This window comes from Streptomyces piniterrae (assembly GCF_005048155.1).
In the GTDB taxonomy this organism is placed as follows: Bacteria; Actinomycetota; Actinomycetes; order Streptomycetales; family Streptomycetaceae; genus Streptomyces; species Streptomyces piniterrae.
On the sequence record NZ_SUMB01000016.1, the window covers coordinates 151348 to 167484 of the forward strand.

Below are 16137 nucleotides of genomic sequence, written 5' to 3' on the forward strand. Positions count from 1 at the left end.
GACGATGCCCAATAGTCCAGAGAAGTATATCTTGATGTCAAGAAGTTTGACATCAAGAGAATCTATGTCAAGAGACTTCATGTCGACAGACCCTCTACACTGATCGACATGGAGGACGAGGTCGACCGACTGGTCGCAGCATGGCGCCGGGAGCGCCCGGACCTGGACGTGGAACCGCTTGAGGTCCTCAGCCGCGTCTCCAGGCTTGCCAGACACCTCGACCGGGCCCGTCGTATCGCCTTCGCCGAGGTCGGCCTGGAACCCTGGGAGTTCGACGTACTGACGGCGCTGCGCCGCGCCGGGGCCCCCTATCAACTCTCCCCCGGCCAACTGCTGACGCAGACACTGGTCACCTCCGGGACGATGACCAACCGCATCGACCGGCTCGCCAAGAAGGACCTCGTCGAGCGGCTGCCCGACCCCAGCGACCGGCGCGGTGTGCTGGTCAGGCTGACCGCCGAGGGCCGCGACAAGGCCGACCAGTCGCTGGCCGGCCTGCTGGCGCAGGAGCGCGCCATCCTCGCCGAGCTGTCCCGTCAGCAGCGCGCCGAATTGGCCGGTCTGCTGCGCAGGCTGACAGGTCCTTTCGACAACATTCCGGGCTGACCACCCGTCAGTTCCTCCCGGGCGAACGGGGGCACCTCCCCTGCCGTTAAGGCTTTGGGGTGAGGTGCGGCCGCCGCTTGACGTCCTCTTGCCCGCCGCCTCGTGGTGGGCTTTGATCGCGCCATGAGCCAGCAGCAGCCGTTCCCCGGACAGCAGCCCGGCGGCCAACCGGCACCAGGCGGCACGCGACCGGCGCCCGGTCGTCCGTACGGCAGGCGGTTCCGCGGACGTACGGTCCTGGTGACCGGCGCCGCCGCCGGGATCGGAGCGGCGACCGCCGACCGGCTGGCGGCCGAGGGCGCCGGTGTGCTGCTGCTGGACATCGACGACGCGCGCGGCGAGCACACCGCGCGCCGCATCCGGGCGGCCGGCGGCCGGGCCTCGTACGAGCACTGCGATGTGGCCCGCGAGGACCACTGGCAGCGGGCCGTCGAGGCGGCGCGGCAGCGCTACGGGCCGGTGGACGGGCTGGTCAGCAACGCCTACCTGCCCTATGTCGCGGCCGCCGACCGCACCCCGCTCGGGGACTGGGAGCGGCAGCTCGCGGTCAATCTCACCGGCTCCTTCCTCGGCGTCCGCACCGCCCTGGAGGATCTGCGGGAGCGGCACGGCTCGGTGGTGCTGACCTCGTCCGTGCATGCGCTGATCGGGCTGCCCGGCCGGCCCGCGTACGCGGCGTCCAAGGCCGGGCTGACCGGGCTCGGGCGTCAACTCGCCGTCGAGTACGGACCCGAGGTACGGGTGAACTGCGTGCTGCCGGGCCCGGTGCTCACCGCCGCCTGGGACGGGATCGGCGAGGAGGAGCGGCGGGCCAGCGCCGAGGAGACCGCGGCGCGCCGGCTGGGCCGGCCCGAAGAGGTCGCCGCCGCCACCGCCTTCCTGCTCTCCCCCGAGGCGTCTTTCGTCACCGGCGCGAGCCTCGTCGTGGACGGCGGCTGGAGCGTGTACAAGAACTCTTCGTAACCGCTTGCGGCGGGGCGGCGCGCCTCGCCCCGCATCTCGACCCAGGGGGTCCGATGGGCATCCGATTCGGCGGCGACTACAACCCCGAGCAGTGGCCCGAGGAGGTGTGGGCCGAGGATCTGAAGCTGATGAAGGCGGCCCATGTCACCATGGTCACCGCCGGGATCTTCTCCTGGGCGAAGGTCGAACCCCGGCCCGGGGAATGGGACTTCGGCTGGTTCGACCGGGTGCTGGACGGCCTGGCGGGCGCCGGTATCGCGGTCTGCCTGGCGACGATGACCGCCTCGCCGCCGCCCTGGCTCTCCCGGCTGCACCCCGAGATCCTGCCCGAGGGGCCCGACGGGCAGCGCCGCTGGCCCGGAGGGCGGCAGCACTACTGCCCCTCCAGCCCCGTCTACCGCAGCCACGCCGTACGCCTCGTCGAACAGCTCGCCACCCGTTACGCGGGCCATCCGGCGCTGTCGCTGTGGCATGTGGGAAACGAGTACGGGTGCCACACCCGGCAGTGCTTCTGCGATGTCTCGGCCGCCGACTTCCGCCGCTGGCTCCGCGAGCGCTACGAGACCGTCGGCGCGCTCAACGACGCCTGGTCGACGGCGTTCTGGTCGCAGGCGTACGGCGACTTCGACGAGGTGCTGCCGCCGCGCACCGCGCCCACCTTCCCCAATCCCGCCCAGCAGCTGGACTATCTGCGGTTCGGTGACGACGCGCTGCGCGCCTGCTATCTCGCCGAGAAGGCGGTGCTGGAGCGCGTCACCCCCGGCGTGCCCGTCACCACCAATCTGATGCCGCAGCACAAGCCGGTCGACGCGTTCGCCTGGGCTCCGCACATGGACGCGATGGCGCTGGACTTCTACCAGGACCCGTACGTGCCCGACGACCACATCCGGGCCGGCTATGTCTTCGACCTGATGCGTTCGGCGCGCTCGGGGCAGCCCTGGCTGCTGCTGGAGCAGGCGCCGAGCGCCGTCAACTGGCGGCCCCGCAACGGCCCCAAGCCGCCGGGCGCGATGCGGCTGTGGAGCTGGCAGGCGGTCGCCCAGGGGGCGGACGCGGTGCTGTATTTCCAGTGGCGGCAGTCGCTGGGCGGGGCGGAGAAATTCCACTCGGCGATGCTGCCGCACGGCGGCACCAACACCCGTACATTCCGCGAAGTCACGGCACTGGGGCGGGAGTTCGCGTCGCTGCCGGACATCGCCGGGAGCCGGTCGCGGGCCGATGTGGCGCTGCTGGCGGACTGGCACAGCTGGTGGGCGCTGGAGCTGGACTCCAGGCCGTCGACCGCGCTGGACCACTCGCGCATCGCGCTGGACCACTACCGGCCGCTCTTCGAGGCGGGCGTGCCCTGCGCCGTGGTGCCGCCGCAACGCGAACTGTCCGGCTACCGCCTGGTCGTCGTCCCGAATCTCTATCTGCTCACCGCGCGCGACGCGACGCGTCTGGCGGCCTACGTACGGGGCGGCGGGCGGCTGGTGGTGTCGTTCTTCTCGGGCATCGTCGACGAGCACGACAGGGTGCATCCGGGCGGCTATCCGGCGCCGCTGCGCGAGCTGCTGGGGCTGCGGGTGGAGGAGTTCTGGCCGCTGGACGCGGGCCGGTCGGTGGCGGTCGACGGGAACTACACCGGGCGTGCGGACCTGTGGTCGGAGGCCATCGACCTCGAGGGGGCCGAGGCGCTGGCGCACTTCACCGATGGCGACCTCGCGGGCCGGCCCGCCGTGACCCGGCACGCCTACGGCAAGGGGACGGTCTGGTACGTCGGGACCCGGCTCGAACCGGCCCTGATGCGGGCCCTGCTGGATGACGTACGGGAGGCGGCCGGGGTGGCGCCGGTCCTGCCGGGGCTGCCGGCCGGCGTCCAGGCCACCGTCCGCGAGAGCGCCACGGGACGGTTCGTCTTCCTGCTCAACCACGGGTCGGAGCCCGTCGAGGTGCGGCTGCCGACACCGATGACGGACGCGCTCGCGGCGACCGCACCGCGTACGGAGGACGGGACGCGCGTTGACCACGGGGCGGGCGCGGGGGACGGGGCGGCGCCCACGGACCGGATCACCCTGGCGGCACGGGGCGTCGCCGTCCTCACCGAACCGGGACGGGTCCCCTAGGGGACGTTCGAACAGATCCCCTAGGGGATGCGAGGGCCCCCTGCGGGGCCACAACGCGGCGGCGGGGGGCGGTATTCCCGTGGGGCGGCCCCGGAATCCCGTGGGGCGGCCCCGGATCGCCGTGGGGCGCCCCGGCGCGGGGCGTCACGGGACCGGTATCGAGGCCGCCGCTGCCGCCGTCTCGATCTCGACCGGGCCCACTCCGGCCCGGCGGGCCAGTGCCACCGCGGCGAGCGTGGAGTGCACGCCCAGTTTGCCGAGCACGTTCTGCATATGCGTACGGACGGTGTGCGGGGAGAGGAACAGCCGCTCGGCGACGGCCTTGCGGCCCAGCCCCGCCACCATGCAGCGCAGCACCTCGCGCTCACGGGGCGTCAGCGATTCCACCAGCCGCTCGCTCTCCGTACGGTGCTTGCGCGCTGCCGTCAGCTCCCGCAGCACGCCGGTGAGCAGCGCCGGCGGCAGATGCGTTTCGTCACGCAGCACACCGCGGATGACGGCGAGCAGCCGGGAGAGCGAGCAGTCCTTGGCGACCCAGCCCGAGGCGCCGGCCTGGAGCGCGGCGGCGGCGCGGCGCGGTTCGTCGCGCTCCGCGAGGACGACGGTGCGCAGATACGGATGCCCGGAGCGCAGGGCGGAGACCAGCGCGATGCCGTCGGGCGGGCCGCCGCGGGAGGCGGCCTCCCGGGAGGACGGCTGCGCGGGCACCGCGGTCAGCGGGGCGGCGAGGTCGGCGTCGGCCAGCAGTACGTCGAAGCGGCGGCCGTCGGCGGCCGCCCGTTCCAGATTGCGCAGTGCCGCGGCGGCGCTGCCCGCGGCCGCCACGTCCACGTCCTGTTCCGCGGCGAGCGCGGCTGCCAGGGATTCGGCGAAGATGCGGTGGTCGTCGACCACCAGAACCCGGATGCGTTGCACAGAGACCCCCTGTCTCGGTGAACGGACCATAGCGGGCGCGACGCCCGGATTGAAGATCGCCTCTGCCGCACGGCCGCCGCCGTGCCGTCTGGCTCCCCCCACCCCGGGCGCCGCACCCGTCGGTCTCGCCCCCTGATCAGCACCGGCCCCCACCGGTGCTGATCTCAGCGTACGGACGGGGTGCGGCGAGGGGAGGCGATTGGCGAAACTGCCCCGTCGCACCGGGCCGTTTTGCGACGCGTCGGTGGCCGTGCGCCGTCGATCACGCCCTACCGCACGCGGCGTGCTCCCGCACTGGGGACGGCGGTGAAGATCCGCGGGGCGGGGTGTCCGGCGGCCGCGAAGGCCTCCATGACGGCCTTGCGGACGGTCTGTGCGTCGGCTTCCTCGACGAGTACGATCGCGGAGCCGCCGAAGCCGCCGCCGGTCATCCGGGCTCCCACGGCGCCCGCCGCGTTGGCCGCGTCGACGGCGAGATCGAGTTCGGCGCAGGAGATCTTGAAGTCGTCGCGGAGCGAGGCGTGTCCGGCGGTCAGCAGCGGGCCGATGGCACGGGTCCGGCCCGCGTCGAGGCAGGCGACGACCTCTTCGACGCGGTGGTTCTCGGTGACGATGTGACGTACGAGGCCCTGGACGACGGGCTCCCCCGAGAGTCTGTCCAATGACTCGGGCAGTTGCACGAGAGAAACGTCGCGCAGGGCGCGTACCCCGAGCGCCCGCGCGCCACGCTCACACCCGGCGCGCCGCTCCGCATACGCGCCGTCCCCGAGTTCATGCCTCACACGCGTGTCGACAACGAGGAGCCGCAGCCCTTCGCCCGCCAAATCGAACGGAACTTGACGCTGGGACAGGTCCCGGGTGTCCAGAAACAGCGCATGGCCCTCGGTGCAGCAGGCGGCCGCGGTCTGGTCCATGATCCCGACGGGCACACCGACGAACGCGTTCTCCGCGCGCTGGGCGAGCCGGGCGAGTTCACGCGGTGCGAGGCCGAGCGCGTAGAGGTCGTTGAGGGCGAGTGCGGTGGCGACCTCCAGGGCGGCGGAGGAGGACAGTCCGGCGCCGGTGGGCACCGTGCTGTCGTAGTGCAGATCCGCGCCGCCCACCGGCAGGCCGGCCTCCCGCATCGCCCAGACGACGCCCGCCGGGTAGGCGGCCCAGCCCCCGCCGGCGGCGGGCCGCAGCTCGTCGGTGCGCAGTTCGACGATGCCGCCCTCGGCGCCGCCCGAGTGCAGGCGCAGTACGCCGTCGGTGCGCGGCGAGGCGGCGGCGAGGGTGGTGTGCGGGAGGGCCAGCGGCATCACGAAGCCGTCGTTGTAGTCGGTGTGTTCACCGATCAGGTTGACGCGGCCCGGCGCGGCCCAGATGCCGTGGGGCTCCGCCCCGTACACCTCGTAGAAGGCCGCGGCTGTCCGGGGTGCGCCGTGCTCCGTGTCCGTCACGGGGACTCCTTCGTCTGCTGGGCGAACGCCCACGCGTCGGCCACGATTCCCGCGAGGTCGGCGCGTGCCGGCCGCCAGCCGAGGCGGTCGATCGCGGTCTGCGCGGAGGCCACCAGGACGGCCGGGTCGCCGCCGCGGCGCGGGGCGATGACCTCGGGGATCGGGTGCCCGGTGACCTGGCGGACGGTCTCGATGACCTCGCGGACGGAGAAGCCGTTGCCGTTGCCGAGGTTGCAGATCAGGTGTTCGCCGGGGGCCGCAGCGCCGAGGGCGAGGAGGTGGGCCTCGGCGAGGTCGGCGACATGGATGTAGTCGCGTACACAGGTGCCGTCGGGTGTGGGGTAGTCGTCGCCGAAGACGGAGATCGCCTCGCGCCTGCCCTGGGCGACCTGGAGGACGAGCGGGATGAGGTGCGACTCGGGGTCGTGGCGCTCGCCGCAGCTGCCGTAGGCGCCGGCGACGTTGAAGTAGCGCAGCGATACGGCGGCCAGCCCGTGGGCGGTGGCCTCGCCGCCGATCATGTGGTCGACGGCGAGCTTGCTGGCGCCGTACGGCGAGGTGGGCGCGGTCGGGTCGGTCTCGGTGATCGGGGTGCCGACCGGCTCGCCGTAGGTCGCGGCGGTGGACGAGAAGACGAGCTTGCGCACGCCCGCCGCGCGCATCGCCGCGAGCAGCGCCATGGTGCCGCCGACGTTGTTGTCCCAGTACTTCTCAGGCTTGACGACGGACTCGCCGACCTGCGAGAACGCGGCGAAGTGCAGCACCGCGTCGTACGAGTCGTCCAGCCACTTGGAGGCGTCGCGGATGTCGCCCTCGATGAACTCGGCGCCGGCGGGGACGCCCGCCCGGAAGCCGGTCGACAGGTTGTCGAGGACGGTGACCGTGTGCCCGGCCTCCAGCAGGTGCTGGGCCACCACGCTTCCGACGTATCCGGCTCCGCCCGTCACCAGGTACTTGGCCGACACAGACTCGCTCATGACTCGCTCGCTACCTCTCGCAGTCGTTCGGCCGCGGCCTCCGGCGGCACATCGTTGATGAACACATTCATGCCGGATTCCGAACCCGCGAGGAACTTCAGCTTGCCGGGAGTCCGTCGAATGGTGAAAAGCTCGAGGTGGAGCGCGAACTCGGCGCGGTCGGCGGCGTGCACCGGCGCCTGGTGCCAGGCGGCGATATACGGCGTCGGCGCCGCGCCCGTGCCCTCGGCGCCCCCCTTCCCGCCACCCCTCCCAACGAAAATCCGGTCGAACCGGCGCAAGACTTCCAGATAGATCTGTGGGAATTCTGTGCGCGCCTCGTCGTCGAGGGCGAGCAGGTCGGGGACCCGGCGCTTCGGGTAGAGGTGCACTTCGTAGGGCCAGTGGGCGGCGTACGGCACGAAGGCCGTCCAGTGGTCGCCGTCCAGGATGATCCGGCGGCCGTCGGCGCGCTCCTCGGCGAGGAGTTCGTCGAAGAGGTTGCCGCCGGTGCGCTGGCGGTGTGCGGCGAGGGTGTCGAGCATCCTCTGGGTGCGCGGGGTGGTGAAGGGATAGGCGTAGATCTGGCCGTGCGGATGGCCGAGGGTGACGCCGATCTCGGCGCCGCGGTTCTCGAAGCAGAAGACCTGCTGCACGCCGGGGAGTTGGGACAGTTCGGCGGTGCGGTCGGTCCAGGCTTCCAGGACCAGGGCGGCGTGTCCGTCGGTGAGGTCGGCGAACGACGCGTCATGGTCGGAGGTGAAGCAGACGACCTCGCAGCGGCCGCTGTCGCCGGCGAGGGAGGGGAAGCGGTTCTCGAAGACGACGACGTCGTAGTCGGCGGCCGGGATCTCGGACAGCCGGCCGTCGCGGGACGGGCACAGCGGGCATTCGTCGGCCGGCGGGTGGTAGGTGCGGCCCTGTCGGTGCGAGGCGATGGCGACGGAGTCGCCGAGGAGGCGGTCGTGGCGGATCTCGGCGGCGGTGGCGACGGGCTCGAGGGGGCGGCGGTCGACGGCGTCGCGTACGGCATCGTCGCGCGCGTCGTAGTAGATCAGCTCCCGTCCGTCCGCGAGCCGTGTCGTCGTCTTCTTCACTGGAGCTCCTCACCCCCCGACCAAACACAAACAAACACAATGAAGCACAAGCGAACAGCAACGTCAACGCCGGGTCCGGGTGGGGGCATATCCCTCCACACTGCCCTCATCGATCACGATCCAACAAACTGAACCAACAAAAGTGTTCAGTTTCTGAAGGTCGGAGCGTAGCTTTCTGTGCGTTCCGATCGCACAGTGCTGTGCCCCCCTCGAAATGAGGCACCCATGATCACCCTGGCCGAAGGCCTCCGACTCCCCACCAACGGGCTCGACTACACCATCCTGGCCATCTACTTCATCGTCGTTCTCGGCATCGGGTTCGCGGCCAGGCGGAGCGTGCGGACGAGCCTGGACTTCTTCCTCTCCGGCCGGTCACTGCCCGCCTGGGTCACCGGTCTCGCATTCGTCGCCGCCAACCTCGGCGCCACCGAGATCCTCGGGATGGCCGCCAACGGCGCGCAGTACGGGGCGTACACCGTCCACTGGTACTGGATCGGCGCCATCCCGGCGATGGTCTTCCTCGGCCTGGTGATGATGCCGTTCTACTACGGCTCCAAGGTCCGCTCGGTGCCCGAATTCCTGCTGCACCGCTTCGGGCCCTCCTCGCATCTGCTCTCGTCGGTGATCTTCGCCGTCTCGTCGGTGCTGATCGCGGGCGTGAACCTGTACGCGATGGCGATCGTGCTCCAGGCGCTGCTGGGCTGGCCGCAGTGGGTGGCGATCGTCATCGCCGGCTTCTTCGTCCTGGTGTACATCACCATCGGCGGCCTCTCCTCGGCGATCTACAACGAGGTGCTCCAGTTCTTCGTCATCCTGGCCGCGCTGATCCCGCTGACGGTCGTCGGCCTCAAGCGCGTCGGCGGCTGGGACGGGCTGACCGACTCGCTGACCTCCTCGCACGGCGACGCGTTCCTGACCGCCTGGAAGGGCACCGGCATCGGTGAGGGCAACCCGCTCGGCGCGAACTGGCTGACCATCGTCCTCGGCCTCGGCTTCGTGATGAGCTTCGGCTACTGGACGACGAACTTCGCCGAGGTGCAGCGCGCGCTGTCCGCGAAGAACCTCTCCGCCGCCAAGCGCACCCCGCTGATCGCCGCCTTCCCCAAGATCTTCATCCCGATGGTCGTGGTCGTCCCGGGTCTGATCGCGCTGGTCATGGAACCGACGCTGGGCAAGGACAAGGACGGGCTCCAGTACAACGACGCCATTCCGGTGCTGATGCGGGACCTGCTGCCGAACGGTGTGCTGGGCATCGCGGTGACCGGGCTGCTGGCCGCGTTCATGGCCGGAATGGCCGCCAATGTGTCGTCGTTCAACACGGTCTTCACCAACGACATCTGGGCGGCGTATCTGAAGAAGGGCCGGCCGGACAGCCACTACCTCAAGACCGGGCGGGTGGTCACCGCCGTCGGCGTGCTGATCGGCATGGGCACGGCCTTCATCGCCTCGTCCTTCAGCAACATCATGAACTACCTCCAGACGCTGTTCTCCTTCTTCAACGTCCCGCTGTTCGTGGTGTTCATCATCGGGATGTTCTGGAAGCGGACCAGCGCGGCCGCCGGCTTCTGGGGCCTGCTGTCCGGCACCGTCGCCGCGATGATCAACTACTTCGGGCTCTACAAGCAGGGCGTCATCTCCATCCCCTCCGAGCAGGGCGCCAACTTCGTCTCGTCGATCGTGGCGTTCGTCGTCGGCGCGCTGGTGATGCTGGTCGTCACCCTGTTCACCAAGCCCAAGCCGGCCGAATCGCTGGCCGGCCTGGTCTACGGCACCCGCTCCCCCGGCATGGAGGAGCCGCCCGCCGAGGGCGACGACGCGTGGTACCGCAAGCCGGCCCTGCTGGGCTGGGGCGCCATCGTCCTCGCCGTCATCTGCTACGTCCCCTTCTCCTTCTGAGACCGCCGAGGAACGCACCATGAGCGACTACCAGCACGAAGTAGAGGAACTGGAACGCGAGTCCGCGACCGCCGCGCGGCTCTTCGACGTACGGCGCATCATCGGCGGCCTGTTCGCCGTCTACGGCGTGATCGTCACCATCGCCGGCATCATGGCCTCCGAAGCCGACCTCAAGAAGGCCCAGGACATCAACATCAACCTCTGGACGGGCCTGGGCATGCTCGCCCTCGGACTGTTCTTCCTGGCCTGGATGCAGCTGCGCCCCGCCATCCCGCCGACGGTGGACGAACTCACCGGCGAGCCCGGCCCGCCGGCGAGCTGAACCGCTACGGGTGCGGCGGGGCCGGTGCGTCCGGTCCCGCCGGCTCGCGCGCCGACCCGCCGCGGCCGCCGGCCGCCCGGTCCAGCAGTCCGGTGCGGGCAGCCAGCGCGGCGGCCTCCAGCCGGGAGCCCACCTCCAGCTTCATCAGCACCCGCTGGACATGCGTCCGTGCCGTGCTCGGCGCGATATCCATCCCGGCCGCGATCAGCCGAGTGTCCTCGCCGTCCGCGACCCGCATCAGCACCTCGACCTCGCGCGGGGTGAGCAGGTCCAGCAGCCGCGCGCCCTCGTCGTCCGGCTTGGCGGCCGGGTGCAGCAGTTCCTCGAAGGCGCCCCGCAGCAGCTGCGGCGAGACGGCCGCCTCGCCCGCCCTGGCCTTCATCATGGCGCGTTCCACGCCCTCGATCCGCTCGTCGTTGCGGACGTAGCCGGAGGCCCCGGCGGCGAAGGCGGCGGCGATACCGCGCGGACTGGGGACCGGGCCCAGCACCACCACGGCGACCTGCGGCCGTTCCTTCTTGATCCGTACGACCGGGTCGAAGGTGCCCGGCTCGGCGGGCGCCGCCGTCCCCAGCAGACACACCTCGGGCGCCCGGCTCACCACCAGATCCGCGGCGCCGGCGCTCGGTGCGGCCGCCGCCAGCACACGATGCCCCCGCAGCTTCAGGGCCGAGGCGAGCGCCTCGGCGAGCAGACGGTGATCGTCGACCACCATGAGCCGCACGCCCATCGAGCCACCCCTTCACTCCCCGGCGGGCCCCGCCCCCGGCCCCCGCCGGGCCCCTTTGTCCCCGGGAAGCTACACGCTCGGCCGGTCGAGCGCGCCCCCTACCGGGGAGAAGCCCCCCGGAATGCTGGAATCCCGGCCATTCGGGGCCGGTTGCCGCCCCCGGGGCAATACGGGTGCCCGTCCCGAGGGCGGACGCCTCCCGCTCACGCGTCCTCGGCCAGCTCCAGCCAGCGCATCTCCAGCTCGTCCCGCTCACCGGCCAGCTCGCGCAGCTGGGCGTCGAGTCCTGCGACCTTTTCGAAGTCGGTGGCGTGCTCGGCGATCTGGGCGTGCAGCTTGGCCTCCTTGTCGCCGATCTTGTCCAACTGCCGCTCGATCTTCTGGAGTTCCTTCTGCGCCGCGCGGTTGACGGCCGCCGCCTTCTTGGGTGCCGCGGTCTGCGCGGGCGCCGGCGCCGCGGCCTCGATGACCTTCTGGCGGCGCTCCAGGTACTCGTCGAGACCGCGCGGCAGCATCCGCAGCGTGGCGTCGCCGAGCAGCGCGAACACCCGGTCGGTGGTCCGCTCGACGAAGTACCGGTCGTGGCTGATCACGATCAGCGAGCCGGGCCAGCCGTCGAGCAGGTCCTCCAGCTGGGTCAGCGTCTCGATGTCGAGGTCGTTGGTCGGCTCGTCGAGGAACAGGACGTTGGGCTCGTCCATCAGCAGCCGCAGGATCTGCAGGCGGCGCCGCTCGCCACCGGAGAGATCACCGACCGGCGTCCACTGCTTCTCCTTGGTGAAGCCGAACTTCTCGCAGAGCTGGCCGGCGGTCATCTCCCGGCCCTTGCCCAGGTCGACCCGCTCGCGCACCTCTTGGACGGCCTCCAGCACCCGCAGCGTGGGGTCGAGTTCGCCGACCTCCTGGGAGAGATAGGCCAGTTTCACGGTCCTGCCGACGACGATCCGGCCGGCCGCGGGCTGCGCCTCGCCCTCCGTACGGGCCGCCTCGGACAGGGCGCGCAGCAGCGAGGTCTTGCCCGCGCCGTTCACACCCACCAGGCCGACCCGGTCGCCGGGGCCGAGCTGCCAGGTCAGGTGCTTGAGCAGCAGCTTGGGGCCGGCCTGGACGGTGACGTCCGCCAGCTCGAAGACGGTCTTGCCGAGGCGGGAGCTGGCGAACTTCATCAGCTCGGCGCTGTCCCGCGGCGGCGGTACGTCCGCGATCAGTTCGTTGGCGGCCTCGATACGGAACCGCGGCTTGCTGGTACGGGCCGGGGCACCGCGCCGCAGCCATGCCAGCTCCTTGCGCATCAGGTTCTGCCGCTTGGCCTCTTCGGTGGCCGCGATCCGCTCCCGCTCGGCCCGCGCGAAGACGTAGTCGCTGTAGCCGCCCTCGTATTCGTGCACGTCACCGCGCTGCACATCCCACATGCGGGTACAGACCTGGTCCAGGAACCACCGGTCGTGGGTGACCACGACCAGCGCGGAACGGCGGCTCTGCAGATGCCGGGCCAGCCAGGAGATGCCCTCCACGTCGAGGTGGTTGGTGGGCTCGTCGAGCACGATCAGGTCCTGCTCGGCGATGAGGAGTTTGGCGAGCGCGATACGGCGCCGCTCACCGCCGGACAGCGGCCCGATGACGGTGTCCAGGCCCTGCCCGAAGCCGGGCAGGTCGAGGCCGCCGAACAGCCCGGTGAGCACGTCCCTGATCTTGGCGTTGCCGGCCCACTCGTGGTCGGCGAGGTCGCCGATCACCTCGTGCCGGATGGTGGCGGCCGGGTCGAGGGAGTCGTGCTGGGTCAGCACGCCCAGCCGCAGGCCGCCGGAGTGGGTGACCCGGCCGTCGTCCGCGCCCTCCAGCTTGGCGAGGATCCGGATCAGGGTGGTCTTGCCGTCTCCGTTACGCCCGACGACGCCGATCCGGTCCCCTTCGTTGACACCGAGGGAGACACCGTCGAGCAGGGCACGGGTTCCGTACACCTTGCCGACGGCTTCCAGATTGACGAGGTTGGTGGCCATCTCACTCCTGCGCTTCGGGTAGGTCGATCTCCCAGCGTACGTTGCGGGTCCGACCTGCCGCCCCCCGCCGCTGGAACTCCCCGCCGCGCGGGGCGGGCGGCGCCCGGCCCCCTCAGCGCAGCGGTGTCGCGCCCGGCGCCGGGGAGTCCGCCACCCGTACCGCGCGGCAGGTGCCCGAGGTCAGCAGGGCCCGTGCCACCGACTCGGCCGCCTCGGCGTCCTTCACCAGGAACGCGGTGGTCGGTCCTGAGCCGGAGACCAGCGCGGCCAGGGCGCCGGCCGCGGTGCCGGCGGCCAGGGTGGCGGTCAGGTCGGGGCGCAGGGAGAGCGCCGCGGCCTGGAGATCGTTGCTGAGCGCCGCGGCGAGCGCGGTGGCGTCCCCGGACTCCAGCGCGGCCAGAAGTTCGGGCGCCGCCTCCGGCTCGGGTACGTCGGTGCCCTCCGTCAGCCGGTCGAACTCCCGGTAGACGGCCGGCGTCGACAGCCCGCCGTCGGCGACCGCGAAGACCCAGTGGAAGGTGCCGCCGACGGTCAGCGGCGTCAGCAGCTCACCTCGGCCGCGGCCCAGCGCCGCCCCGCCGACCAGACTGAACGGCACATCACTGCCCAACTCGGCGCAGATGTCGAGGAGTTCGTCGCGGGAGGCGCCGGTCGACCAGAGGGTGTCGCAGGCCAGCAGGGCACCGGCGGCGTCCGCGCTGCCGCCGGCCATGCCGCCCGCCACGGGGATGTCCTTGGTGATGTGGAGGTGGACGTTCGGCTCGATGCCGTGGCGGGCGGCGAGCAGTTCGGCGGCGCGGGCGGCCAGGTTGGTGCGGTCCAGCGGGATCTGGTCGACGTCATGGCCCTCGGCGGTGATCCGCAGCGTGTCCGCGGGGGTGGCGGTGACCTCGTCGTAGAGGCCGACGGCGAGGAAGACGTTGGCCAGGTCGTGGAAGCCGTCGGCGCGGGCGGCGCCGACGGCCAGCTGGACATTGACCTTGGCCGGCACCCGGACGGTGACCGGGGCGCCGGTCACCGGGCCGTTCGTCGAGGTGGTCATGCGGCGTCTCCCCCTGCCTGTGCCTGGCGGATGCCCGGGGTTCCGCCGGGTCCCTTGTGTTCCGCGATCCGTGCGAACTCCTCCACGGTCAGCGACTCGCCGCGGGCCTGCGGCGAGATGCCCGCCGCGACCAGCGCGGCCTCCGCCGCGGCGGCCGATCCGGCCCAGCCCGCCAGCGCGGCCCGCAGTGTCTTGCGGCGCTGGGCGAACGCGGCGTCGACGACCGCGAAGACCTCGGCGCGGCTCGCCGTGGTCGTCGGCGGCTTGTCGCGGCGTACCAGCGAGACCAGCCCGGAGTCGACGTTCGGCGCCGGCCAGAAGACGTTGCGGCCGATCGCCCCGGCCCGCTTGACCTCGGCGTACCAGTTCGCCTTGACGGACGGCACGCCGTAGACCTTGTTGCCGGGCCGGGCGGCCAGCCGGTCGGCTACCTCGGCCTGCACCATCACCAGGGTGCGGTCGATGGTGGGGAAGGTCGCGAGCATGTGGAGAAGGACCGGGACCGCGACGTTGTAGGGCAGGTTGGCGACCAGCGCGGTGGGCGCCGGGCCCGGCAGTTCGCCGACGTGCATCGCGTCGCTGTGGACCAGCGCGAAGCGGTCGGCGCGGTCCGGCATCCGGGCCGCGATGGTGGCGGGCAGCGCGGCCGCGAGCACCTCGTCGATCTCGATGGCGGTGACCCGGTCGGCGGCCTCCAGGAGGCCCAGCGTCAGCGAGCCGAGGCCGGGGCCGATCTCCACGACGACATCGTCCGGCCGTACGTCGGCGGTCCGCACGATCCGGCGGACGGTGTTGGCGTCGATGACGAAGTTCTGGCCGCGCTGCTTGGTGGGACGTACACCCAGCGCGGTGGCCAGCTCACGGACGTCGGCGGGGCCGAGGAGGGGACCGGAATCATCAGGGCTGCTGCTGTTGCTCACTGGTGAAGCTTACGGCCGCACGCCGGCCAGGGGCTCGCCCCCTGGGTGATGTAGAGCTTCTTGGCGCGGTAGGTCTGCTCGTCGGCGGGGGCGTCCTGCGGGCGGCCGCTGCCGCCGAGCCGGTGCCAGGTGTTGACGTCGAACTGGTAGAGGCCGCCGTAGGTGCCCGACGCGTCGACGGCGTTCGGCCGGCCGCCCGCCTCGCACCGGGCCAGCGCGTGCCAGGCGAGGTGATCGGCGCCCTGTACGGAGGTCGGCAGTTCCTTGGTGCCGATGTGCACGATCTGCGGCCGGGGCCGGCGGACCACATGCGTGTCGACCCGCTGCGGTTTCTGCTTGACCCCGTTGACGGTGCGCAGCCGGTAGGTGACCCGCCGCACGCCGGGGCGCCCCTGCTGGACCACCGCCTCCGTGCCGCGGGTGAGCCAGGGGTCGCTCTTCTTGACCGTGCGGAACGGGATGGTCTCCTCGCGGACCTTCTTGGAGCCGGTGATCCGCAGGACGGAGACGGTCTGGCCCTCGCGCGGGAAGCTGTCCGGCGGCACCGAGGTGGTGTCCTCGTCGCGCAGCGCGAGGCCGGCCTGGGCGAGGGCCTCGCGGACCGTCGCGGCGTTGGTGCGGACGCGGTGTTCGCGGCCGTCGGCGACGAAGACCACCGAGCGTTCGGTGCGTACCGCCAGCTCCAGGCCGTGCCGGCCGATGCGCCGGTCGCGGGAGCTGGAGAGATAGGCGCCCTCGGCGCGCACGCCGAGCTGGCGCAGCGCGCCGTCGACGGTCTCGGCCGTGGTCCACACCTGGCGGCGCTCTCCGTCGAGGTCGAGGACGACCGGCCGGCCGTGCCGGAGGGCGATGTCGTCGCCGCTGGTGAGCGCGGTGCCGGGGGCGGGCGCGACGATGTCGTGGCGGCCGGTGTCCAGGTGCTCGTCGTCGAGCAGGTCGTCGACGTCGTCGGCGAAGGTGTGCAGGGTGCGCGGTTTGCCGTCGACGGTGAGCCGGACCGCCTTGTCGTGGGCGATGAAGGCGGTGGTGCCGCCGGCCAGGAAGGCGACGACCAGGGCCCGGGGCAGCAGCCGGCGCAGGGCTTCGGGGCGCTCGGCCGGGCGTCGGCGGCGGCCGGTCGCGCCGGCGGCCCGGCGGGCGGCGGCC

Annotated in this window: 14 protein-coding genes; 5 read left to right on the forward strand and 9 right to left on the reverse strand. The window is 71.9% G+C overall.

Annotation, left to right across the window (positions count from 1 at the left end; genetic code table 11):
* The first annotated feature begins 108 nt into the window (after positions 1 to 108).
* The 3 genes from FCH28_RS34715 (at position 109) to FCH28_RS34725 (ending at position 3674) form a co-directional block, all read left to right on the forward strand.
* Positions 109 to 606: a MarR family winged helix-turn-helix transcriptional regulator gene (locus tag FCH28_RS34715; RefSeq protein WP_136744269.1), complete on the forward strand. Its 498-nt coding sequence runs from the start codon at positions 109 to 111 to the stop codon at positions 604 to 606.
* 123 nt (positions 607 to 729) lie between these two features.
* Complete coding sequence (locus tag FCH28_RS34720) at positions 730 to 1569, forward strand: SDR family NAD(P)-dependent oxidoreductase (protein WP_246103464.1); 840 nt, start codon at positions 730 to 732, stop codon at positions 1567 to 1569.
* A 53-nt stretch (positions 1570 to 1622) separates the two neighbouring features.
* On the forward strand, positions 1623 to 3674 hold the full coding sequence (locus FCH28_RS34725; RefSeq protein WP_136744270.1) for a beta-galactosidase: 2052 nt from the start codon (positions 1623 to 1625) through the stop codon (positions 3672 to 3674).
* A gap of 144 nt (positions 3675 to 3818) precedes the next feature.
* Here FCH28_RS34725 and FCH28_RS34730 read toward each other — a convergent pair whose 3' ends face one another.
* The 4 genes from FCH28_RS34730 to galT form a co-directional block, all read right to left on the reverse strand.
* The gene (locus FCH28_RS34730; protein WP_136744272.1) at positions 3819 to 4589 is read right to left on the reverse strand and encodes a response regulator transcription factor; all 771 of its coding nucleotides are present in this window, start codon (positions 4587 to 4589) and stop codon (positions 3819 to 3821) included.
* A 269-nt stretch (positions 4590 to 4858) separates the two neighbouring features.
* A complete protein-coding gene (galK, locus tag FCH28_RS34735) occupies positions 4859 to 6028 on the reverse strand; it encodes a galactokinase (protein ID WP_136744274.1) in 1170 nt (389 codons plus the stop codon).
* The gene (galE, locus tag FCH28_RS34740; protein WP_136744334.1) at positions 6025 to 6993 is read right to left on the reverse strand and encodes a UDP-glucose 4-epimerase GalE; all 969 of its coding nucleotides are present in this window, start codon (positions 6991 to 6993) and stop codon (positions 6025 to 6027) included. The genes galK and galE overlap by 4 nt, the downstream gene beginning before the upstream one ends.
* Positions 6994 to 7001: 8 nt before the next feature.
* Positions 7002 to 8081 carry a galactose-1-phosphate uridylyltransferase gene (gene galT / locus FCH28_RS34745; protein ID WP_136744276.1) on the reverse strand — a complete coding sequence of 360 codons (1080 nt, stop codon included), beginning with the start codon at positions 8079 to 8081 and terminating at the stop codon, positions 7002 to 7004.
* A 225-nt stretch (positions 8082 to 8306) separates the two neighbouring features.
* Here galT and FCH28_RS34750 point away from each other — a divergent pair, with 225 nt between their 5' ends.
* Together FCH28_RS34750 and FCH28_RS34755 are read left to right on the forward strand one after the other, a co-directional pair.
* Positions 8307 to 9977: a sodium:solute symporter family protein gene (locus tag FCH28_RS34750; protein WP_136744278.1), complete on the forward strand. Its 1671-nt coding sequence runs from the start codon at positions 8307 to 8309 to the stop codon at positions 9975 to 9977.
* Between the two features lie 19 nt (positions 9978 to 9996).
* Positions 9997 to 10299 (forward strand): hypothetical protein, encoded by a 303-nt coding sequence (locus FCH28_RS34755; protein ID WP_136744280.1) that lies wholly within the window; start codon positions 9997 to 9999, stop codon positions 10297 to 10299.
* Between the two features lie 4 nt (positions 10300 to 10303).
* Here FCH28_RS34755 and FCH28_RS34760 read toward each other — a convergent pair whose 3' ends face one another.
* The 5 genes from FCH28_RS34760 to FCH28_RS34780 form a co-directional block, all read right to left on the reverse strand.
* Positions 10304 to 11029, reverse strand: a complete 726-nt coding sequence (locus FCH28_RS34760; protein ID WP_136744282.1) for a response regulator transcription factor — start codon at positions 11027 to 11029, stop codon at positions 10304 to 10306.
* 203 nt (positions 11030 to 11232) lie between these two features.
* On the reverse strand, positions 11233 to 13029 hold the full coding sequence (locus FCH28_RS34765; protein WP_136744284.1) for an ABC-F family ATP-binding cassette domain-containing protein: 1797 nt from the start codon (positions 13027 to 13029) through the stop codon (positions 11233 to 11235).
* Between the two features lie 112 nt (positions 13030 to 13141).
* Positions 13142 to 14071, reverse strand: coding sequence for a 4-(cytidine 5'-diphospho)-2-C-methyl-D-erythritol kinase (locus FCH28_RS34770; RefSeq protein WP_136744286.1), 930 nt, complete (start codon positions 14069 to 14071; stop codon positions 13142 to 13144).
* On the reverse strand, positions 14068 to 14991 hold the full coding sequence (gene rsmA / locus FCH28_RS34775) for a 16S rRNA (adenine(1518)-N(6)/adenine(1519)-N(6))-dimethyltransferase RsmA (RefSeq protein ID WP_136744288.1): 924 nt from the start codon (positions 14989 to 14991) through the stop codon (positions 14068 to 14070). Before rsmA ends, FCH28_RS34770 begins: the two co-directional genes overlap by 4 nt.
* Positions 14988 to 16137: resuscitation-promoting factor (locus tag FCH28_RS34780; RefSeq protein WP_136744290.1), on the reverse strand; the 1150-nt coding region annotated here is incomplete at its 5' end. The genes FCH28_RS34780 and rsmA, both read right to left, overlap by 4 nt.

Excerpts from the sequence above, each read along its gene's own strand:
- FCH28_RS34715 (WP_136744269.1), top strand. The coding sequence starts at position 109 with ATGGAGGACGAGGTCGACCGACTGGTCGCAGCATGGCGCCGGGAGCGC.
- FCH28_RS34720 (WP_246103464.1), top strand. The coding sequence starts at position 730 with ATGAGCCAGCAGCAGCCGTTCCCCGGACAGCAGCCCGGCGGCCAACCG.
- FCH28_RS34725 (WP_136744270.1), top strand. The coding sequence starts at position 1,623 with ATGGGCATCCGATTCGGCGGCGACTACAACCCCGAGCAGTGGCCCGAG.
- FCH28_RS34750 (WP_136744278.1), top strand. The coding sequence starts at position 8,307 with ATGATCACCCTGGCCGAAGGCCTCCGACTCCCCACCAACGGGCTCGAC.
- FCH28_RS34755 (WP_136744280.1), top strand. The coding sequence starts at position 9,997 with ATGAGCGACTACCAGCACGAAGTAGAGGAACTGGAACGCGAGTCCGCG.
- FCH28_RS34760 (WP_136744282.1), bottom strand. The coding sequence starts at position 11,029 with ATGGGCGTGCGGCTCATGGTGGTCGACGATCACCGTCTGCTCGCCGAG.
- FCH28_RS34765 (WP_136744284.1), bottom strand. The coding sequence starts at position 13,029 with ATGGCCACCAACCTCGTCAATCTGGAAGCCGTCGGCAAGGTGTACGGA.
- FCH28_RS34770 (WP_136744286.1), bottom strand. The coding sequence starts at position 14,071 with ATGACCACCTCGACGAACGGCCCGGTGACCGGCGCCCCGGTCACCGTC.